Annotated in this window: 20 protein-coding genes; 8 read left to right on the top strand and 12 right to left on the bottom strand. The window is 64.6% G+C overall.

What is annotated here, in order from left to right; all coding sequences use genetic code 11:
* Positions 1-29 precede the first annotated feature (29 nt).
* From CEY05_RS23025 to CEY05_RS23015, 3 genes are all read left to right on the top strand, one after another.
* Positions 30-1277: an amidohydrolase family protein gene (locus CEY05_RS23025; protein ID WP_088599602.1), complete on the top strand. Its 1248-nt coding sequence runs from the start codon at positions 30-32 to the stop codon at positions 1275-1277.
* Positions 1274-2272, top strand: coding sequence for a 4-hydroxyproline epimerase (locus CEY05_RS23020; RefSeq protein WP_088599601.1), 999 nt, complete (start codon positions 1274-1276; stop codon positions 2270-2272). The genes CEY05_RS23025 and CEY05_RS23020 overlap by 4 nt, the downstream gene beginning before the upstream one ends.
* Positions 2273-2379: 107 nt before the next feature.
* On the top strand, positions 2380-3603 hold the full coding sequence (locus tag CEY05_RS23015) for an FAD-binding oxidoreductase (RefSeq protein WP_088599600.1): 1224 nt from the start codon (positions 2380-2382) through the stop codon (positions 3601-3603).
* A 29-nt stretch (positions 3604-3632) separates the two neighbouring features.
* Here CEY05_RS23015 and hpaH read toward each other — a convergent pair whose 3' ends face one another.
* Genes hpaH through CEY05_RS22990 form a run of 5 tightly spaced genes read right to left on the bottom strand, consistent with a single transcriptional unit; the run spans position 3633 to position 7553 of the window.
* Entirely contained in the window at positions 3633-4415 is a 783-nt protein-coding gene (gene hpaH / locus CEY05_RS23010) for a 2-oxo-hept-4-ene-1,7-dioate hydratase (protein ID WP_088599599.1), read from the bottom strand.
* Positions 4405-5298, bottom strand: coding sequence for a fumarylacetoacetate hydrolase family protein (locus CEY05_RS23005; protein ID WP_088599598.1), 894 nt, complete (start codon positions 5296-5298; stop codon positions 4405-4407). The genes hpaH and CEY05_RS23005 overlap by 11 nt, the downstream gene beginning before the upstream one ends.
* Entirely contained in the window at positions 5295-6167 is an 873-nt protein-coding gene (locus CEY05_RS23000; protein WP_088599597.1) for an amidohydrolase, read from the bottom strand. The genes CEY05_RS23005 and CEY05_RS23000 overlap by 4 nt, the downstream gene beginning before the upstream one ends.
* Positions 6164-6568 carry a RidA family protein gene (locus CEY05_RS22995; RefSeq protein WP_088599596.1) on the bottom strand — a complete coding sequence of 135 codons (405 nt, stop codon included), beginning with the start codon at positions 6566-6568 and terminating at the stop codon, positions 6164-6166. The genes CEY05_RS23000 and CEY05_RS22995 overlap by 4 nt, the downstream gene beginning before the upstream one ends.
* 13 nt (positions 6569-6581) lie before the next feature.
* Positions 6582-7553, bottom strand: coding sequence for a tripartite tricarboxylate transporter substrate binding protein (locus tag CEY05_RS22990; RefSeq protein ID WP_088599595.1), 972 nt, complete (start codon positions 7551-7553; stop codon positions 6582-6584).
* Positions 7554-7814: 261 nt separating this feature from the next.
* Here CEY05_RS22990 and CEY05_RS22985 point away from each other — a divergent pair, with 261 nt between their 5' ends.
* Positions 7815-8444 carry a flavin reductase family protein gene (locus tag CEY05_RS22985; protein WP_088599594.1) on the top strand — a complete coding sequence of 210 codons (630 nt, stop codon included), beginning with the start codon at positions 7815-7817 and terminating at the stop codon, positions 8442-8444.
* A complete protein-coding gene (locus CEY05_RS22980) occupies positions 8441-9232 on the top strand; it encodes an IclR family transcriptional regulator (RefSeq protein ID WP_088599593.1) in 792 nt (263 codons plus the stop codon). The genes CEY05_RS22985 and CEY05_RS22980 overlap by 4 nt, the downstream gene beginning before the upstream one ends.
* Positions 9233-9290: 58 nt before the next feature.
* Here CEY05_RS22980 and CEY05_RS22975 read toward each other — a convergent pair whose 3' ends face one another.
* From CEY05_RS22975 to CEY05_RS22945, 7 genes are all read right to left on the bottom strand, one after another.
* A complete protein-coding gene (locus CEY05_RS22975) occupies positions 9291-11417 on the bottom strand; it encodes an FUSC family protein (RefSeq protein WP_088599592.1) in 2127 nt (708 codons plus the stop codon).
* 64 nt (positions 11418-11481) lie between these two features.
* Positions 11482-12900, bottom strand: coding sequence for an NAD-dependent succinate-semialdehyde dehydrogenase (locus CEY05_RS22970; protein ID WP_088599591.1), 1419 nt, complete (start codon positions 12898-12900; stop codon positions 11482-11484).
* Between the two features lie 97 nt (positions 12901-12997).
* Positions 12998-13807: a helix-turn-helix transcriptional regulator gene (locus CEY05_RS22965; RefSeq protein WP_088599590.1), complete on the bottom strand. Its 810-nt coding sequence runs from the start codon at positions 13805-13807 to the stop codon at positions 12998-13000.
* A 108-nt stretch (positions 13808-13915) separates the two neighbouring features.
* Entirely contained in the window at positions 13916-14656 is a 741-nt protein-coding gene (locus tag CEY05_RS22960; protein WP_088599589.1) for an SDR family oxidoreductase, read from the bottom strand.
* A gap of 32 nt (positions 14657-14688) precedes the next feature.
* The gene (locus CEY05_RS22955; RefSeq protein ID WP_088599588.1) at positions 14689-15810 is read right to left on the bottom strand and encodes an alkene reductase; all 1122 of its coding nucleotides are present in this window, start codon (positions 15808-15810) and stop codon (positions 14689-14691) included.
* 100 nt (positions 15811-15910) lie between these two features.
* Complete coding sequence (locus CEY05_RS22950) at positions 15911-16516, bottom strand: TetR/AcrR family transcriptional regulator (RefSeq protein ID WP_088599829.1); 606 nt, start codon at positions 16514-16516, stop codon at positions 15911-15913.
* Between the two features lie 90 nt (positions 16517-16606).
* On the bottom strand, positions 16607-17932 hold the full coding sequence (locus tag CEY05_RS22945; RefSeq protein WP_158219397.1) for an acyl-CoA dehydrogenase family protein: 1326 nt from the start codon (positions 17930-17932) through the stop codon (positions 16607-16609).
* A gap of 180 nt (positions 17933-18112) precedes the next feature.
* On the opposite strand from CEY05_RS22945, the gene CEY05_RS22940 reads away from it, so the two are divergent.
* The 3 genes from CEY05_RS22940 (at position 18113) to CEY05_RS22930 (ending at position 21036) form a co-directional block, all read left to right on the top strand.
* On the top strand, positions 18113-19087 hold the full coding sequence (locus CEY05_RS22940; RefSeq protein ID WP_088599586.1) for an acetamidase/formamidase family protein: 975 nt from the start codon (positions 18113-18115) through the stop codon (positions 19085-19087).
* Positions 19088-19435: 348 nt separating this feature from the next.
* Positions 19436-19642 (top strand): hypothetical protein, encoded by a 207-nt coding sequence (locus CEY05_RS22935; RefSeq protein ID WP_143220590.1) that lies wholly within the window; start codon positions 19436-19438, stop codon positions 19640-19642.
* The gene (locus CEY05_RS22930; RefSeq protein WP_088599584.1) at positions 19639-21036 is read left to right on the top strand and encodes an amidase; all 1398 of its coding nucleotides are present in this window, start codon (positions 19639-19641) and stop codon (positions 21034-21036) included. Before CEY05_RS22935 ends, CEY05_RS22930 begins: the two co-directional genes overlap by 4 nt.
* Positions 21037-21039 lie beyond the last annotated feature (3 nt).

Below are 21039 nucleotides of genomic sequence, written 5' to 3'. Positions count from 1 at the left end.
AAAAAAAGGTCCAAACCATGAAAACCCAGATGATCATCCTGAAAAACTGCAAGGTCCTCGATATCCATCATCCCGACGACCAGACGCTTTATTCCATCCTGGTGGCCGACGACAAGATCCAGGAAATCGCCGCCGGCGACCTGGCCAACAAGGACGCGGTCGTCATCGACGTCGCCGGCAAGACCGTCATGCCGGGCATGATCGACTGCCACGTGCATGTGATCGCCTCCGTGGCCAACCTGGGCCTCAACGGCCGCCTGCCCAATACCCTGGCCATCCTGCGGGCCGTGCCGATACTCCAGGGCATGATAGAACGGGGCTTCACGTCGGTGCGCGATGCCGGCGGCGCCGACTACGCCCTCACACGCGCCATCGAGGACGGCACCATAGACGGCCCGCGCCTGTTCATCAGCGGCAAGGCCCTTTCGCAAACCGGCGGCCATGCCGATTTCCGCGACCGCTACGACGGTTCGGACCCGGACCCATGCGGTTGCAACCGCAATGCCGGCGCCATCGGGCGTATCGTCGATGGCGTCGATGCGATCCGCAAGGCGGTGCGCGAGGAAATGCGGTCGGGCGCCAACCAGATCAAGATCATGGCGTCCGGCGGGGTTGCGTCGCCGACGGATCCCATCGGCAATCTGCAGTTCTCCGTCGATGAGATCAAGGCCGTGGTGGAGGAAGCGCAGTCCCACCAGACCTATGTCATGGCCCATGCCTACACGCCGGCCGCGATCAGCCGGGTCGCCAAGCTGGGCGTGAAGACCATCGAACACGGCAACCTGATCGACGACGAGGCTGCTGCCGTCATGGCGCAACACGGTACCTATGCCGTCCCTACGCTGGTCACCTATGACGCCATGAGCCGCGTGGGCAAGCAGCAAGGTTTGTCGGACGATACCCTTGCGAAAAACGAAAACGTGCGCCTGCAGGGCATCGAAGCCCTGAAGATCATGCAGCGCCATGGCGTGAAGATGGGTATCGGCAGCGATCTGCTGGGCGATATGCAGCAGTACCAGACCGAGGAACTGGAGATCCGGGCCAAGGTGCTGGGCAACTTCGAGGTGATCTGCCAGGCCACTGCGATCGGCGCGGAGATCCTGGACCGCAAAGGGAAGCTGGGCGTGATTGCCGTGGGCGCCTGCGCCGACCTGCTGGTGGTCGACGGTGACCCGGTGAAGGACATCTCGGTACTCGTCAGGAACCAGGGCGAGAAGATCGTCGGCGTGATGAAAGCCGGGACGTGGATACGCCAACCGTCAGGACTCATGCAATGAATCACACCTTTTTTTGTATCGACGGGCATACCTGCGGCAACCCCGTCCGGCTGGTCACGGGCGGCGCCCCTGCCTTGCAAGGGAACTCGATGATCGAGCGGCGCGCACATTTCGAACGCGACTACGACTGGATCCGGACTGCCCTGATGTTCGAGCCCCGCGGACATGACGTCATGTCCGGCACGATCGTCTACCCCCCGACGCGGCCGGACTGCGATGTGGCGATACTCTTCATCGAAGTCAGCGGCTGCCTGGCCATGTGTGGCCACGGCACCATCGGCACCGTCACCTTTCTAATCGAGAATGGCCTGGTCCAGCCGCGCGAGCCCGGCGTGCTGCGCCTGGATACACCGGCCGGTCTGGTCCTGGCCCACTACACCATGGCTGGCGAGTACGTCGAATCCGTGCGGCTGACCATCGTGCCGTCATTTCTGCACTCGCGCGACCTGGTGGTCGACGTCGATGGCTTGGGGGAGATCCGCTTCGATGTCGCTTATGGCGGCAACTTCTACGCCATCGTCGAAGCCCAGCCCAATTTCGCCGACCTGGACAGCCTGGCGCCCTCGGACATCCAGCGCCTGAGCCCCATCCTGCGCCGCAAGGCCAACGAGAAGTACACCTTCGTGCATCCCGAGACGCCCGCGATCAACGGCCTGTCCCACGTCATGTGGACCGGCAAGCCGCATATGAAAGGCGCCAGCGCGCGCAATGCCGTGTTCTACGGCGACAAGGCGATAGACCGCTCGCCCTGCGGCACGGGCACGTCCGCGCGGATGGCGCAGCTGGTCGCCAAGGGCCAGCTGGCGATCGGCGAGAAGTTTGTCCACGAGAGCATCATCGGCACGTCGTTCAACGGCGTTGCGGTGGAACCTGTCAAGGTGGGCGACCATGACGGCATCCGTCCCAGCGTCGAAGGCTGGGCCCGCATCACCGGCCACAACACGATCTTCGTCAATGACCGCGATCCGCTGTACAAGGGCTTCCTGGTGAAGTGACCGAGCGCTCCCGGTACCCTTGGACCGTTGGACCGTTGGATCCTTGGAAACGTCCAGGCCCACAGCATTGCAGGCCGGACGAGCGTCATAGAACTTGAAGGATTGAAATGCGTCATCTCGTCGTGGTGGGGGCTGGCATCATCGGCCTCTCTTGCGCGTGGGCGGCCCGGAAGCGCGGCTTCACCGTCACCGTGGTGGATCCGGACTTCGAAGGAGACCGGGCCTCCCATGGCAATGCCGGCGGCATCGCCGTCTCCGAATGCGTGCCGCTTAGCCTGGCCGGCATGGGACTGAAGCCGCTGCGCTGGCTGCTGGATCCGCTGGGGCCGCTGGCGATCCGGCCCGGTCACGCGCCACGTCTTCTGCCCTGGTACCTGGCGCTGCGCAAAGTCGGCGACCCGGGCAATTACGCGCGCATCGGTGACGCCCTGGCGTCCTTGAACCGCCTGTGCCTGGCGGACTTCGAAGCGATGCTTGGCGACCTGGACCTGTCCGGGGATCTGCACAAGCGTGGCGCCCTGACCGTCTATGAGACCGACGCGGCCTACGCCGACGAGCGGGCCTCGTGGCAGTTCAAGCGGGAGCGCGGCGTGCGCTGGCGACCCGTCGATCTGGCGGAACTGCGGGAACTGGAACCCGGCCTGGCACCGGTCTTCAGGCACGCCGTCATGCTGGAAGACTGGGCCCACATCGACGATCCCAAGCGCATCGTCGACGTGCTGCGGCAAAAACTGCGCGAGCGTGGCGTGGAATTCGTGCGTGGCGAAGCCGCGCGCATCGAGGGGAACGCGGTGTGCACCAGCGACGGCAGGCAGGTGACAGGCGACAAGCTCCTGGTCGCCGCCGGCGCATGGTCGGCCCGGCTGGCAGGCACCGTGGGCGACCGCGCCCTGGTCGAAAGCGAGCGCGGCTACAACACCACGCTTCCGCGCAGCGTCGGACGCCTGAATCGTGAAGTCATCTTCGCGGAACGGATGTTCGTCGCCACGCCCTTGGCGATAGGCCTGCGCATCGGCGGCGCCGCCGAATTCGCCGGACTCGAAGCGGCGCCCAACTTCAAACGCAGCGATGCCCTGCTGCAATTGGCGCGCCGTTATCTGCCGGACCTGCAGGATGCCGACGCCAGGCAGTGGATGGGTAATCGGCCCACCACGCCCGACTCCCTGCCCGTCCTGGGCCTGTCACCGCGGCATCCGGACGTCCTGTATGCATTCGGCCACGGCCATCTCGGCCTGACCCAGTCCGCCACCACGGCGGCGCTGATCGCGCAGCTACTGGTGAATGAGCGCCCGAGCGTAGACCTGGCGCCATTCACCATCGCGCGGTTCTGATCCGCCGCGCCGACCGATCGCCTGCCGCCTCAGGAGAAATGAACGGAGATACCGCCCAGCTTGCCGTAGTCGGCATGCAGGGTGTCGCCCGGTCCTACGGCGACGGTTCGTGTGAAGGAGCCGGCCAGGACGATGTGGCCGGCTTCCAGCCCGGCGTCATGCAGGGCCAGCTTGTTGGCCAGCCAGGCGATACCCAGGCCCGGATGCCCCAGCACGGCGGCTGACACGCCGGATTCCTCGATGACGCCGTTCTTCAGCAGGATGGCACCCACCCAGCGCAGGTCGATGTCCATGGGCCGTACCGGCCTGCCGCCCAGGACGATGCCGGCGCAGGCCGCGTTGTCGGCGATGTTGTCGACGATGGTGCGGGGATAGCGGCTGCGGCCATCGATGATTTCCAGCGCGGGCACGACATAGTCCGTGGCGTCCAGGACGTCGAACAGGGAAACAGCCGGGCCACGCAGCGGCTTGCCCAGCACGAAAGCCAACTCGACTTCGACACGGGGCACGATGAGCTTCTCCGTGGAAATCGTCTGGCCATCCTGGAAGAACATCGTATCCAGCAGATGGCCGTAGTCGGGCTCGTCTATGCCTACGGTGCTCTGCATGGCCTTGGACGTCAGGCCGATCTTGTGGCCGCGCAGGCGCGCACCATCGGCGATCTTGCGGTCGATGATGCGCTGCTGGATGGCGTAGGAGTCGGCGATCTCCATCCCCGGAAAGGCCTGGGCCAGCTGCTGCGTGGGCACACCGGTGCGCTCGGCCTCCAACAGCAGTTCGGCGGCGCGTGCACGGTCCTCGTCATTGAGCATGAGCAGCTCCCGGTTCGTCGGCAACGGTGTTCGAAAGCGTGCCGATGCCAGGCACCTCCACTTCGACGACGTCGCCCGGTTTGAGATAGCGCGGCGGATCGAAACGCACGCCCGCCCCGACCGGCGTGCCGGTGGAAATGACGTCGCCCGGCTCCAGCGCGGTCCACAGAGAGATATAGCGGATCAACTCGGCGAAGGGGAACATCAGGTTCGCCGTGGTGTCATGCTGGCGTTGCTCGCCGTTCACGCGGGTGGTCACGGTCAACGGCGCGGCGGGATCGAACTCGTCCGCCGTCACCATCCACGGTCCCATCGAGCCGCTGGCGTCGAAATTCTTGCCCTGTGTCACATTGAACTTGCCATGGCGCACCCAGTCGCGCACCGTCCCCTCGTTGCAGCAGGTCAGGCCGGCCACGTGGGACCAGGCGTCAGCGGCCGGGATATGGCGGCCCCGCTTGCCAATGACGAGGGCGATTTCTCCCTCGTAGTCCAATTGCCGCGACACGCGTGGCCGCAGCAAGGCCTGGCCATGTCCCACGAACGAACCCGGGAAGCGGGGAAACACGCTCGGATACGCCGGCGGCGCGCTGCCGTCCTTGTACTCTTCGTTGCGATTGCCGTAGTTGACGCCGACGCAGATGATTTTCTCCGGCGCGGGAATGGGTGGCAGCAGCTGCACGTCCGCCAGGCGCAGCGGGGTGCCGGCGGCGGCGGATGAAGCGGCCAAGGCCGCCGCGCGCCGCGCCAGGTCGGGCAGCGCCCCGGCCGCGATGGCCTCGCGCAGGCTGGCATGGCCCAGCGCGCCCAGGTCGACGATCTCATCGTCACCGCGCAGCAGGCCGTAGCTGGCGCGGCCTTGGTATTCGAAGGACAGCAGTTTCATTTGTCGTATCCAAATAGCTGGGCCGGGTTATCGACCATGATTTTCTTCAAGGTGGCCGCGTCGCCGGCGTAGCGAGCCAGTTGATCCACCAAGCGGCCTTCGTCGGGCGTGGCCTTGACAGAGACTGGATGGGGCCAGTCGCTGCCCCAGATCACGCGATCAGGGTTGGCCTGGATCATGGCCTGCGCCAGGGGTATGACGTCGTCCCACGGCTCACCCGTGCGGGACAGCTTTTCCGACAACGACAGCATCACCCAGAAGTTGCCGCGCTCGAGCAGTTCCAGCAGTTTGCGACGGCTGGGATCGCCCTCCCCCGCTTGCGGGTTGGCGCGGCCCATATGGTCGATGACCACCGGGATGTCCAGGTCTTCGAACTGCGCCACCTGGGCCATGATGCCGTCAGGCTCGGGCTGGAATTTGGCGTACCAGCCCAGCTCGCGCAGGCGTGCGATCGAGCGCTGGTAGACCGCAGGCTCCATGCTGATGCCCAGCCCTTGGCGGGTATAACGGGCGCCGCGCACGCCGGCATCGTGCAGCCTGGCGATATAGGCATCGTCGCGCTCGGCCAGCACAGCCGCGTTGGCACACCCGCGATAGTTGGGACCGGCCACCGCCAGGCCGTCGAGGACCACTTGGTGGTCAGCGCCATAGGTGGTCGCCTGCACGATGACGCCACGTTCGATGCCGAGCAGGCGGTGCAGTTTCAAGGCGACCTCGATGGTCGCGCTGGGCATTTCGTAGGCGGCGCCCGCGCGCACCGGATAGCGCTCGACCGACCCGAACACATGGAACTGGCTGTCGCAGGCGCCCGCCGGCAGCCGGGTGCGGGGCGCGGTGGGATGCGGCTGGAAGGATTGGTAGTCGCTCATGCCGCCGCCCCCTTATCGTGGCCAGCGATGACCGCGATGAAATCGCATTCGATGAGCTTGTCGCCGTCCAGGTCTGCCTTCATCGTGTGGCGTGCGGGACGATCATCAGGATTCGGAAAAGCGCGCAGCCAGGGCGCATTCAGGGCGGCCCGCTGATCGCGGTCGCGCATCCACACCGTCATCTTGATGATGTCGGCGAGCGACCCGCCGCCGGCCTCGACAATGCGGCGGACATGATCGAACATCAGTTCGCACTGGCGCTCTATGGTTGCGCCATAGGCGCCGCTGGCGGGATCGGTGCCCTGGATGCTGCCCGAATAAAGCATGGCGCCGATACGGCAGGCGGCGGGAATGGGGTTCTTGTGGCTGAAGCCTTCGGCGTAGATGCTGCGTCTGGTCATGGCGATTCCGTGGTCAGTTGGCGGTGATGTGGGCGCTCTCGATGATGGGCGTCCAACGGGCGTCCTCGGCGGCCAGGTAATGGGTGAATGCTTCCGGCGAGCTGCCGCGCGCTTCCGCGCCCAGGTCGGCGAAGCGCTTGATGATGTCGGGCTGCTCGAGGATGCCTTCCAGTGCCTTGCTCAATTTGGCGAGGATTTCCGGCGAGGTTCCCTTGGGGGCCAGCAAACCGGTGAAGGTCGACGCGTCCATGCCCGTCACACCCGCCTCGGCGAACGTGGGCACATCCGGCAGCATCGGCACGCGCTGGGAGGTGGTCACGGCCAGGGCGCGCAGCTTGCCGTCCTTGATGAAGGGCGAAGCCACGGAGATCTGGTCGAACTGGAAGTCGACCTGGCCGCCCAGCAGGTCGGTATTGGCCGGCGCATTGCCCTTGTATTGAGCCGTGGTCCAGCGCGCGCCGGTGATGTGCTGCAACAGTTCGCTGACCAGGTGGTTGGTGGTGCCGGCGCCGGGCGACGCCATGGTCAACTTGCCCGGCTCCTTCCTGGCCAGTGCGATCAGCTCAGTCAGGTTTTTCACCGGCAGCGACGGCTTCACTTCCAGCACCAGCGGGGTGTAGGAGATCGAGCTGATCGGCGCGAAGTCGCGGTTCCACTTGTAGGCGTCGCGCTTGAAGATCAATGGACTGAACAGCAAGGGGCCGTTGGCCGCCATGAACAGCGTATAGCCGTCGGGATCGGACCGCGCGACGAACTCGCCGGCGATCATGCCGCCGGCGCCCGGCCTGTTCTCGACGATGAAGGGTTGGCCCAAGGCCGCTTGCAGGCCGGGAGCGATCAGGCGGGCGGCGACGTCCACATTGCCGCCGGGCGGATACGGCACGATGACGCGTACGGGTTTATCAGGCCACGCGGCATGGGCGAGGGAAGTCAGGCTGGCGAGCGCGACGGCGGCGCAAGCCCGGGCCAGGAAATGGCGGGTCATGTGTCTGTCTCCGATATCGGGTTTGTTGTTGTTTTGAACTCGTGAACTTCTGCAGACAGACTCTAGGAATTCGCGCGGCGGGCGACAATGCGAGAATCACCAAAAAGTCCAAATGACGGACTTATTCCGCGAAAGGCTTTTTCGGCAGGATCGCGCCACCATGCGAATACACCGAAAATGGCTCGTGAACGGTCGATCGGAAAGTTCAATAATTGGACATGCCGGCAAGAGCATGTCGTAAAACACAGAGACAGCCTCATCATGCGTATCGCCGCAACGGAACTCACGCCGGAACAGACCTACAAGCTCATGAGCGGCATCGTGGTGCCGCGCCCCATCGCCTGGATCAGCACGCTGGGCCCGGGCGGCAAGGTCAACCTGGCGCCCTTCAGCTGCTACACCTTCGTCTCCAACACGCCGCCGATGATAGGCGTGAACCTGGGACGCAAGGCGGGCCAACGCAAGGACACCGCGCGCAACATCCTGGAGCAAGGCCATTTCGTGGTGAATGTGGGCGACGAGACCCTGCTCGATGCCATCCATGACAGCGCGGAGGAGCATCCGCCCGAGGTCAGCGAAGTGGAGTTGCTGGGGCTGGAGGTGATTCCTGGCGAGGCCGTGGCCACGCCGCGCCTGGCCGCCGTGCCCGTCAGCATGGAATGCCGCTTCCATAGCGTCACGCCCTTCGGCGATACGGGCGCCGAATTCTTCGTCGGCGAGGTGCTGGTCTTCCACATCCGGGATGGCCTGGCACGGGACGGCAAGATCGATACGGCGCTATTGCGTCCGGTGTGCCGCATCGGCGGACCCAACTATGCGTCGCTGGGTCCCATCGTCACCAAGCGGACGCTGCGGCAGACGCCCAAGTCCGTCCTGGCGGACGGCCAATGACAGACGCTGCCGAAGACACGCCGACGGGTGCGCAGACGGTACGCCGCGCCGTCGCCATCCTGCGCCTGGTGGCCTGCGGCCAGGAGCGCGGCGTGCGGCTGATCGACCTGGTGCGCATGTCGGGCCTGAACCGCCCGACCGTGCACCGCCTGTTGAAGACCCTGATCCAGGAAGACGCCATCGAGCAGGATCCCGAGACGCGGCGCTACCTGATCGGCCAGGAAATCAGCCTGCTCGGGCTGGCGCGCACGCGCCGCTTTCCCTTGCAGACACTGGCGGATCCTTATCTGGCGGAACTGGCGGACCAGGTAGGCGATACCGTGTTCCTCAGCATCCGGCACGGCCACGATTCGATCTGCATAGGACGGCGCACGGGGCATCATCCCATACAGGTCCTGTCCATCGAAGTGGGCGTGCGGCGGCCTCTGGGTGTCGGCGTTTCCGGGGTGGCCTTGCTCGCCTGCCTGCCGGAGCAGGAGAGCACCGCCGTGGTCGAGGCAAACGCCGCGCGTTTCGCGGTGCTGGGCGAAAGTCCGGCCGACATCCTTGCCCGGGTGGCCAAGGCACGGGCAAGCGGTATCGCCCATGCCCCCCTGGGACTGATGCAGGGCACCAGCGCGGTGGCGATCCCCATTCCTGGCCCGGACGGCAGCGCACTGGGGGCCGTGACGGTCACCGCCATGGCCGAGCGCCTGGCGCAAGACAATTTCCCCCGCGTGGTGGAGCGCATGCGCTACGCGGCCCAGGCCATCGCACGCCGCCACGCGGAGATTGCGGCAAGGCGGTGAGCGGAACGCGGCCGGGACATGGACGTAACGTCGCCGGACGGCATCGCCCACGGTGCCCTCAACTGGAAATCCGCTTGCTGAATAGCTTCGTGCTGGAAATACTCGCGTAGTGGTTCACTTCGGCAACGAGATTGCGGATAGCCTGGTCCAGATCATCCACCGGCGCCGTCGACGCTGCCATGGATGGAACCGGGCCCGACTTGGCCAGGGCGGCCACCAGGCCGGCGGCCAACGCGTCGTAGTCGTCGGCCCGGCGACGATTCAAGTCGCTCGCGGTCCCATCGGCCAGGACTTCGACAACGGCCGCGGCGCCGCAAACCGAACGTATATCGACGATCAGCGCGCGCAGGCAGTCCAGGCGTGCCGAGCGCCGCCGCCCCTCCAGGAGCAGACGTTCTCTCGTCGTTTCGAGCCGGGCGCTGGCCAAGCCCGCCTGGCGTTGCTGTACATCCAGTTCGGGGGTGGCACCGTCCTGATTTCTCAGCGCCGCCGCCGCGAACTTCATATTGGCCGATATCGCATCGCTGATCGTCGACTGGATCACGTTAGTGCCCTTCTCCGGCCACAGGAGAAAGCTTGCCGCGATGGCCAGGGCCGCACCCAGCGCTTCATTGAGGAAGCGCGCATAGATCAATCCGTGGGCGGGATGGATGAGATCCGACGTCAGCATGAACATCGGCGTGAGGAATACGACCAACAGACCGTAGTTGACCAGCCGGGAGGCAATCGCTGCCGCCGCCAAGGGAATGATGGCCAAGGCCATCGCGCCGGGACTGGATACCTGCGTCAGCAATAGCGCGGCGATGGCACCGCCAATGACACTGCCGACGGCGCGCTCCAGGACACGCGTCCACGTACTCGTCGACGCCGGCTGCGTCACGATGATGGCGGCAATCGCGCCCCAGTAGGCGAACGTCACGCTTAGCCAGGAACCGACTGCGTACGCGACCACGGCAGCAACGCTCACCCGCAAGGCATGGCGCCAGACGATCTGGTCGACACGGTGCCTGGCAGCCGCGCCGGTGATCCAGTTCGATAGACCGCGCGCCGACCGCGAAGATCGCACCGGCGCGGGACCGGCTTCAACGAGGGGCGGACTGGATACATCGTGCTTCTCGGACAGGCGCGCCAGCGCAGCGGCGGCGAACACCACCGCGCGCGTGATGGCGTCATCGAGCGCGCAGGTGCCAGGGGATTGCAGGCGAGCCTTGGCGTCCCGCAGCAAGCCGGTGGCCTGGACTTCATAGGGCGCGCCATGCAATAGCGCCAGGCCGTCGGCCTCGGCGATGACACTCAACAGCTGGCGCAGGCGCGCGAGCAACTTTCTCGAAACCTCGTCCGGCGACCGGGAAGCCCCGCGCCGCGCGTGGCCGATCGCGACCAGCGCTGAAAACACCCGGCCGGCGGCATCGATGCCGCGCTCGAAGTCCGCACCGATACCTGGATCGCGGGCCGCCAGCGCTCTGGCGCGTTCGATGGCAATGCGCACGCCGCGGCGATAGACCGTGTCGTATTCATTCCACTTCTGTGCGTTGGCGCCATCGACGGTCGGCGCCGCGTCCAGCGTTTGCAGACAGGCTGCCATGCCTTCCAGCCGTCCGAAAACAGCCAGGAACGTCAGCGTGGCGGTACGCCGCAGGGGAATCGGCCACAGGAATACGCAGAACACGATGGCCCAGACAGACCCGAGCAGAAAGAAGCCTGCCAGTTCGACTGCTGGAAGAAAGGGCCTGGCGGAGGCGATACCGATGACCACCGCCAGCTGGGCGATGAATCCTCCTTGCGCGGGCATGGGGCCCAGCGCCGGCTTGAACGAGCGCGCCAGGCCGCACAGGAATACCAGGAGGAACAGCACCGCAAGGCTGGCCACCTGGCCCAGGTGCGCAATGTACGCTGCCATGGGCAGGACGATGGCGCCCAGCACCGTGAAGCTGGCCATGCTGCGCAAGCGCTCCGGCCTGGCGCCCTGGGGGTCGCAAAGGCAATTCCAGAACACGCCGATGGCGGCGAAGGCCAGTTCGGACCGGTTCATCACCGCCGCTGCCGCCAGCAGCGGCGCCATCGCGATGGCGGCTCTCAATCCCTCCGCCAGCGCGATGCGTTCAGGCGTAACGGCGAAGACATGGCCATCCGCCCATTGGGTCCGGCGACTTACGAACGACACGAGGCGAGCGATAAGTTGCATGGCACTGTCTACTGGAAGATGGAGAGAATCGAGGACACTTTACCGCTCCGGCGTACGCTGGATATCAAGCGATTTTCCTTGCCCACACGGCCTGGGCATTGGTGAATTCGCGCAGGCCAAAGTGCGACAGTTCGCGCCCGTAGCCGCTCTTCTTGACGCCGCCCACCGGAATCCGCGCATTCGTTGCGGAGAATCCATTGATGAAGACACCGCCGGTTTCAAGGCGCCGGGCAATGCGTTGAGCGCGAGCCACGTCGCCAGTCCACAGATTGCCGCCCAAGCCGTAGTCACTGGTGTTGGCGAGTTCGATGGCGTGCTCCGCATCCTCCGCAACCGTGATCGCCGCAACCGGGCCGAAGGTTTCCTCGTCGAATGCCGCCATGCCTGGCTTGACGTCCGCCAGTACGGTCGGCGCATAGAAATTTCCCGGACCGTCGATCTTGTTCCCGCCCAGGAGGAGCGTGGCGCCGGCATCCAAGGTGCGTTGGACCTGGCCGTGCAGTTCATCACGCAGATCGCCGCGCGCCATCGGGCCCATGGTCACCGACGCGTCCAGCGGATCGCCCGCCGTCAGTTGGGCAGCGGCGGCGACGAACTTGCGGGTGAATGCTTCGGCAACGGGCTTTTCCACGATGAAACGCTTGGCGGCAAGGCAGACCTGGCCGGCATTCTGGAACCGCGCCTCGATCGCCGCTTTCACGGCCAGGTCGATGTTGGCGTCCTTCAGTACGATGAAGGCATCGGCGCCCCCGAGTTCAAGCAGGCTTTTCTTGAGGGCCTTGCCGGCCAGCGCGGCAACCGCCGCGCCAGCGCGCATGCTGCCGGTAAGCGTGATGGCGGCAACGCGGCCATCCTCGATGACATGAGCCACGGTCTCGTTATCGGCGTTCAGGTTCGCGAACAGTCCAACGGGGAAGCCAGCCGTCTCATACAGGCGTTGAAGGGCGTACGCCGACCCCATGACGTTCGGGGCATGCTTCAGTATGAAGCCGTTGCCGGACAGCATGATGGGGGCGGCGGCGCGCACTACCTGCCACAAAGGGAAGTTCCAGGGCATGACCCCCAGGATGCTGCCGATCGGCAGATACGAAACATGTACCTGGTCATCGCCATCGACCGAAACCGGTTCGTCGGCGAGGATGGCCGGCCCGTTGTCAGCGATCCACAGGATGGTCGCCGCGCACTTTTCGACTTCAGCCCGGGCCGCGGCAATCGTCTTGCCCATTTCAGCGGTGATGATGTGGGCCAGGTTCTCGCTGTTTTCGCGCAGTGCCTGTGCCAGCCGGCGATAGGCGGCGACGCGCTCGCCCATGGGGGTTGCACGCCACATGCTGTAGGCCGCCGCGTTGTCCTGCAACAGTCGCTCGACTTCGGCGGGAGTCTGGAATGGGTAGGTGGCGATGAGCTCACCGGTAGCCGGGTTGCGGGAGACGGCGGCGGCGATCTGCGGATTGGCGATCTGGGCGGAGTTGAGTTGCGACATGTCTTTGCCTTTGGTGGGTTGAGAGCAGTGTTCAAGAACTGCTCAGACGTCACTTTAGGCAGTCACGGCGCCCCCAGTAAGGCGTCTTGTTATCCTATTACTCGCGGTCCCTGGCAGAAGAATGCGGCGTGGGAATATAGGTAACCAGCGACAGATCCGGCCGCCCGGCCGGCGTCAACGCCACATAAGTGAACGCCGTGATCTCACCAGAGGGCAAACGCATACGCTTCGCGCCCTCGTCGAATCCCTTTACCTCGGTGTCCTGCCACCACACACGGAATTCCGGACTCAATTCGTTCAGCTCGGCGATCAGGCTGTTGAACGGCGCTTTGTCCGGCGCCTGCGCGCGGGCGGCCCGGAAGGCGGATATCATCCCGCGCGTCATCTGCTCCCAGTCGAGAATTTGAGTGCGGTAAGGGGGATAAAGAAAGAGCAGACGCAAGGTGTTGCGTTCGTGCGCCTGCAGAAGACCGTAGTCGACGAACATGTCGGCAATCGGATCGTTCCAGGCCAGGATATCCAGCCGCGTATTGCGGACATAAGCCGGCACGTGGATAGACCGCACGAGCATTTCGAGTCCCTCGCTCAGCGCGCCTCCCGTAGCGACGGCGGGTGCCTCGCGCGAAGACAGCGCGAACAAATGGGTCGATTCGACCTGATCGAGCTTGAGTACCCTGGATATCCGCCGCAGCGCATCGGCAGACGGCTGGATTTCCCGCCCCTGCTCCAGCCAGGTGTACCAACTGACGCTGACGCCGGCCAGCACCGCGACTTCTTCGCGGCGCAGCCCCGGGGTACGGCGGGGTCCCGTCTCCAGTCCGTATTCTGCCGGCTGCAAGCGCGCACGCCGGCTGCTCAGGAACGTTCCCAACTCGCGGCGTTGCTCGGGCGATGGTCTGCTTGGCATGGTGTACTCAGCGAAGAGAGGGTGGACATTCAAAAAGCGCGGGGCCGCTCTTGGAAGAGCGGCCCCAATCATACGGCGCAATCGAGGATTTCGAGCCGGCTACGCGGATCAGAATTCTTGCCTGGTCGGGCGAAGCACGATCTCGTTGATGTCTACGTCGGCGGGCTGTTCGATGGCAAAAGCGATGGCGCGAGCGACGGATTCGGCAGGGATGGCGTCCTTGTAGAAATTCAGCACGGTTTCCGCGGCCGTGCCGGATGTGCTGTATTTCAGCTCGCTGTCAACGGCGCCCGGCTCGATCGAGGTGACGCGGATCTTGTCGCCGACTTCCTGCCGCAAGCCTTCGGAGATCGCGCGCACCGCGAACTTGGTTCCCGAATAAACCGTGCCCCCCGGTGCGAATACCTTGACCCCGGCAACCGAACTCAAGTTGATGATATGGCCATCGCCCTGGGCGAAGAAGCGCGGCAGGACGGCAGCGATACCGTAAAGCGTTCCCTTCAGGTTGACGTCGATCATGGCGTCCCATTCATCGGTGTTCACTTCCGCCATCGGACGAATCGGCATCAGGCCGGCATTGTTTATCAACACGTCTACCTTGCCGAAATCCCGCACGGTTGCCGCGACGACCGCTTCCACCTGGGCCTTGTCGGTGACGTCCAGTTCGTAGGCACGCGCGGTGCCCCCCGCGGCCGTAATTTGCGCCACAACCGCGTCCAGCTTCTCCTTGCGTCTTGCCGCCACCGCGACCTTGGCGCCGCGCGCGGCAAGGAACTTGGCGGTTGCGGCGCCAAGGCCGGTGCTGCCGCCAGTGATCAGGATGACTTTATTTTCGATACCGTTGTTCATGGAAGGACCTCTTTGATGTTGAGTGGAGTGGTTCATGCGTAGGCTGGATAATCCGTGAACCCCTGCTCCGCACCGCCATACATCGTGGTCGGGTCGAGCGGGGCCAGGGGCCAGCCGTTGGCGATTCGTTCGGGCAAATCCGGATTGGCGATGAAGGGACGGCCGAAGGCGATGAGGTCGGCCAGTCCCGTGTCCAGCAGCCGGGCGCCACGCTCGGCGGTGTAGCGCCCGGCGTACAGAATGCGTCCGCTGAAAACGCGGCGGACTTCCCGGCGGAAGGTCTCCGGCAGATCAGGCGCGTTATCCCAGTCGGCCTCGGCGATGGATACGTAGGCGACACCAGCCGCTTCCAGGACCTTGATGGCTTCGATATACGTCTCGTGCGGATCGTCTTCGACCAGTCCGATATAGACCCGGTCCTGGTCCGTGCTGGTGAACAGCGGCGTGAACCGCACGCCCAGTCGATCCGGCCCGACGACGGCGCCAACGGCGGCCACAATCTCGGTGAGAAAGCGCAAGCGGTTGCGCAGCGATCCGCCATACTCGTCGTCGCGCAGATTGGCATGGGCCGAGATGAACTGGTTGACCAGGTACCCATTCGCGGCGTGGATTTCGACACCGTCGAAGCCGGCCGCCAGGGCATTCTTCGCAGCGTTGGCATAGGCGGCCACGAGTTCCTTCACCTCGGCGGTCGTGAGTGCGCGCGGTGCCGAAGGTTCGACCAGCACACCGGCGCCGGGACCGGTTTCGATAAAGGCCTTGACCTTCTTCGCCTGTAGGGCGGAGGGCGCGACGGGCGCGGCGCCATCCGGCTGCAACGCTGCGTGGGAGACCCGGCCGACATGCCACAGCTGCGCGAAGATGATGCCGCCTGCGGCGTGGACCCCATCGGTGACCTTGCGCCAACCGTCGACCTGGGCCTGGCTGTGGATTCCGGGCGTCCACGCGTACCCTTTGCCGCGCGGTTCGATCTGGGTACCTTCGGTGACCATGAAGCCCGCGCCGGCTCGTTGTCCGTAATACGTGGCCATCAGGTCGGTAGGCACGTCCCCAGGTTGGCCGCTGCGCTGGCGCGTCAGTGGCGGCAGGACGATGCGGTTTCTCAGCGTATGGCGGCCCAGGGTGACGGGCGCGAATAGAGCGGGATACTGCATTGGAGCTCCTTGTACGGACTGGACCGTCACTATTAGACCAGTCGTCTAGTCGTCGATTAAAAAAAGACGCACTTGAAAAAATGCGTCGTGTGCTTCTACTTCAGTTCTTCGGCTGCAGGATTACGCGGGTGGTCGCAAGCGCGGTCGCGAAAGGCTGGGTGCTACGCTGGATCTTGACCATCACACTGGCCCCGAGCCACAACTGATACAAGCTCTGGGCAATTACTTCGGGCTGGCCCTGCACGGCAAGGGAGCCTTCCGCCACACCCGCTGCGATTGCCTGCGCCAGCCGGCTGGTAATACCTTCCGTGCCGCGCTTCAGCGACCGGCGCATGGCGTCCGACAGGTCAGCCACTTCCGCGCCCAGCTTCACCGCCAGGCATTTTCCCTGGCAATCGGCGAACGATTGGTTGTCCTGCCATGCCGTCCAATAGTTCATCAGGCGCTGCGCCATGCTTAGCCCCGGCTCCCTCAGGGTGCGATCTATCTCGGCAAGGTAGTCCTCGAAATAGTTCTCCAGCAAAGCCTCACCGAAGGCATCCTTGGATCCGAAGTAATGATAGAAGGACCCCTTGGGCACAGCGGAAGCCGTCAGGATCTCGTTGATACCAACGGCGGAATATCCTTTACCCGCCATGATGCGCTGCCCATTCGCGAGTATGGTCGCTCGCACATCGTTGGTCGCTGGGGTAGTGGCTGTGTTCATGGGCTGCACTTTAGAACACATTAGACCGGTCGTCTAGTAATTTTTTATCAGGCTCGCTGCGGAACATACCGGCACCAACGGCGCGCGCGCTCACACCCCCAGCGCCGCATCCTCGCTTTCGCCACCGAGCGCCGCGGTCTGGGTGTTGGACAGGAAGTTGTACGGCGGGTTGCCGTTGAGGCGGTTCTCGCCCAGCTGGCGATGGCGGTAGATCAGGGGATTGTGGGACGCCAGGGTGCGCACGTTGCGCCAGTGGCGGTCCAGATGGCGATTGCGGTCCACGGCCGACGAGCCGCCCACTTCGAAGATCTCCGTCGTGGTCTTCAACGCCAATTCGAAAACCACCGCCTGCGCGCGATACGTATCCAGGCCTGCTTCGATATCACGCTCCTTCAGCGCGGCGAGGGCAGCTTCGGTCCGCGCCGCTGGGGGCCCGACTCGCAAGGCCCATTGCGCGTTCGCCACGTCGTCCAGCGTGGCCGCGGCCTGCAATACGATGGCCTGCAAGGCATATGCAGTGGCATCGGCCCGCCCAACCACGGCCTGGATCAAGGGATCGTCCTTGGCGATGGCGGCGCTGGCCTGCCGGTAGGTCCGCGCCCGCTGTTTGACGAAGTCCGTAATCTCGTCGGTCGCCCGGCGCACGATGCCGGCGGTCGTGGCCAGATGCGACAGCTGCACATGCGCCCAGCGCGCGCCCGATCCGCCAACCGGCGGCGCAACGTTGGCCGCATCCACTGGCGTATCGCGAAACACCGTGGTGCCGCTGCCGCTGCCCTTCTGGCCAAATCCGACCCAATCATCCACGACCTCCACGCCCGGCGCCCTGGTGCCGACCACCACGGTCGCCAGTTCGCCGTTCTCCGTGGTGACGGATACCGACACGTAGTCCGCGTAAAGCGAACCCGTCGTGTAGTACTTCTGGCCGTTCAAGACATAGCCGTCGCCTTGACGCCGGATATTGGTGGCGAACTTGCCATGCTCGCCCGTGCGCTCGGCATTGCCGGCGCCGATCACCGCGCCATCGGCGATGCGGCGCAACCATTTCTGGCTTTCCGGCAGGTCGCGCTGCGACCAATGCCCTTCCGTGAACCTGAAGTGCACACGCAATGCATGCGACAAGTTGGAGTCCGCCGCGGCCAATGCGATCAAGAGCAGGTGCAACTGGCGCAAGCTGGCGCCGCCACCGCCCAGGGCACGCGGCACACGCACGGCGGTAAAACCCGACTCGCGTAGCCATTGCACCGCTTCGGTTGGATGCTGCCCAGCACGTTCGCGCGCCAGGGCACCCTCGGCGATGCGTTGGAACACGGGCGTAAAGCGCGCAAGCAAGGCCTGGTCGTCTGGCGCTTGATCGTCTGCAACCTGTTCATCGGTGATGGCGGCACTATCGATAGATCGGGCGGTATGGCTCAACGTGGACTCCTTGGGAAACAGCAGCAAAACTAACCCGTCGCCGCGTTGCCTTCAATTGAGCACGTGAGCATGAACTTATCCGGACATGAGCTTATGCTTGCGCCTAGGGATAAGCCCCATTCAATGAATCGCGGCTCGAGCTCATCATAGAAGCCTCGACCATCCTGAATCGATCGGACCATGCCCTCCCACCACATATCCGCTTCGCCCGAGACCATCCACTGGGGCTACTTGAGCGCCGCGCTCAAGCCCTCCGTCATCATCGACTCCGGCGACACTGTCGTCATCGATACCGTCAGCGGAGGACCGGGCTACCTGAACGAACTGGGTCTCGAACTCCTCCCCGAACATCGCCTGATACACGAACAATGCAAGCCCATGTTCGCCGGCCACATCCTGACGGGTCCCGTCGGCGTGCGCGGCGCGGAGCCTGGCGATGTGCTGGAGGTACGGGTGCTGGACATCAAGCTGCGCTACCCGTGGGGCTGGAACTCGCAGCTTCCCTTGCGCGGCACCTTGCCGGAAGACTTCCCCAACCGGCGCATCGTCGCCATCCCCATCGACCGCGAACGCATGACGGCCGAAATGCCCTTCGGGCCGTCGGTACCCCTGGCGCCGTTCTTTGGCGTCATGGCCGTTGCGCCCCGTCCTGAGTACGGCCCGGTCAGCTCCATCGAACCGCGCGAATACGGCGGCAACATGGACAATAAGGAGCTCGGCGTCGGTTCGACCACGTTCTTTCCGGTGCAGACGCCCTTGGCCTTGTTCTCCACAGGAGATGGACACGCCGTGCAGGGAGACGGCGAGGTCTGCCTGACGGCGCTGGAAACGTCCTTGACCGGCACTTTCCAGCTCATCCTGCACAAACGCATTGCGCTGGATCTGCCGATCTCGAAGACCGACACCCACATCATCACGATGGCCTTCCACGAAGACCTGGATGACGCCGCCAAGATTGCGCTGCGCAAGATGATCGCCCTGCTGTCAAAGACCCAGGGGTGGTCGGAGCAGGACGCCTATACCTTCTGCAGCCTCGCCTGCGACTTGCACGTGACCCAATTGGTCGATGGCAATAAAGGCATCCACGCCATGGTCCGGCGCGAACTCCTTGCAACGGATATAAGCATGGCGCAACTGGGTGCGTCGCTACGTTAATGGCTACGGCAATGGCGCCGCGATGCGCATCGCACCAAACCAGGGACACGCCGACGCACAACATTGGGGTGACCCCGCCTGCGCGCCGCGAACGCCGGGGTTAGGGAACACCATCCGGCCGAGGCCATGCGCCGGCGCCTCATAGCGCGGCGCCGGCGGTACGAAGTGCGATCGCACCCAAAGGAAAGTTTGGCATACATGTTGCTTGCCTCTTTCGAGACGACACGATGATCCATCACCCGGCCTTCGCCACGGACTCAGCCGACCTGTTGCGCGGCCTGTGGCAAGACCGGGCGCAAGATTTGGCGCAAGACTTTGTGCGAGACCCGCCGCAAGGAGCGTTTCATCATGACCGAAGAAGTGATCAGCAAGGAAGCCTTCGACCTGCTTCTGGCGCAAACGGGACTGCCCAGGCTGGATGCGCGCCAGACCGAGGATTTGCGGTCCGCGTATAAGTTCGTCGAAGCCATGAAGATGCGTGTGCGCACGCCCCGGGGGTTCGACGCGGAGCCCGCCCTGACCTTTGCCCTGCCGATCCCGGGTGATGCCAAATGAGCCAGGAGTACCTTCCCACCATCGCCCAGGCGTCACGAGCCATCGCGGCCGGAACGCTTTCTCCTGTCGCGCTGACCGATCTGCTATTGAGCCGGATCGAGTCGCATAACGCGACGCTCAACGCCTTCATTACGGTGACCGCCGACCTGGCGCGCAAGCAGGCCCGCCAGGCGGAGACGGATATCAAGGCGGGACGCTATTGGGGTCCGCTGCACGGGATTCCGATCGGCTACAAGGACATCTTCCAGACAGCGGGCATCCGCACCACAGGCCACTCGCACTCCCTGATCGATCGCGTGCCCAGCGAAGATGCCACCGCGGTCGCCAAGACGGCTGCCGCCGGCGCCATTTGCCTGGGCAAGCTCGCCACGCATGAGTTCGCTTTCGGCGGGCCCAGCTTCGACCTGCCCTGGCCGCCCGCCCGCAATCCCTGGAACACGGACCACTTCACCGGCGGCTCCAGCAGCGGCACCGGCGCGGCGGTGACCGGCGGCCTTGCGCTGGGCGGCTTCGGCTCGGACACGGGCGGGTCCATCCGCTTGCCCGCGGCGTTCTCCGGCCTGGTCGGCATCAAGCCCACTTATGGACGCGTCAGCCGCCACGGCGTCTATCCGCTCTCGTTCAGCCTGGATCATGCAGGTCCCCTGGCGTGGACCGCCGAGGATTGCGCGCTGATGCTGCAAATCATGGCGGGCCACGATCCCGCCGATCCGGCCAGTGCGAACGTACCGGTACCGGACTATGGAAAATTGCTGGATCGTGATTTGACCGGCATTCGCATTGGTGTGGTGCGCCATTTCTGGGAAGAGGCCGATGCCACGGCCGAGACCGCCCAGGCCATGGAAGCCGCGCTGGCCGTGCTGAAAAAACTTGGCGCGCACCTGGTCGACATACAACTGCCGTCCTTGCTGGACTATGCGGAGACCACGTCGCTAATCCTGCTGGTGGAGGCCGCTGCCGTGCACCAGGAAGTACTGCAGAAGTCACCGGAACTGCTGGGGGAAATCCTGCGCAAGCGGCTTTACCTGGCCTCCATGTTCTCCGGCGCGGATTATGTGCAGGCCTTGCGTCGCCGGCGCGAACTCTGCGATGCCTATGAGCAAGCGACGCAGGATGTCGACGTGGTCTTTACCGCAACGGCAGCCGGCCCGGCCAAGCGACTGGAAGACATGCACTGGTTCTACACATTCACCACGCCATCGCTGACGATGCCCTTCAATCTGACCGGTAGTCCTGCGGTGGCGACACGCGCGGGGTTTTCTTCGGATGGACTGCCGCTATCCTTCCAGCTGGCCGGAAAGCCGTTCGACGAGGCGACGGTACTGGCCGTAGCGCACGCTTATGAAAAGGCGACTGACTGGGTCAATATGCGCCCCGCCATCGCCAGGCTTTAGGAT

The organism is Achromobacter sp. HZ34 (assembly GCF_002209485.1).
In the GTDB taxonomy this organism is placed as follows: domain Bacteria; phylum Pseudomonadota; class Gammaproteobacteria; order Burkholderiales; family Burkholderiaceae_B; genus Bordetella_C.
This window is presented reverse-complemented; position numbering and strand designations above follow the sequence as displayed.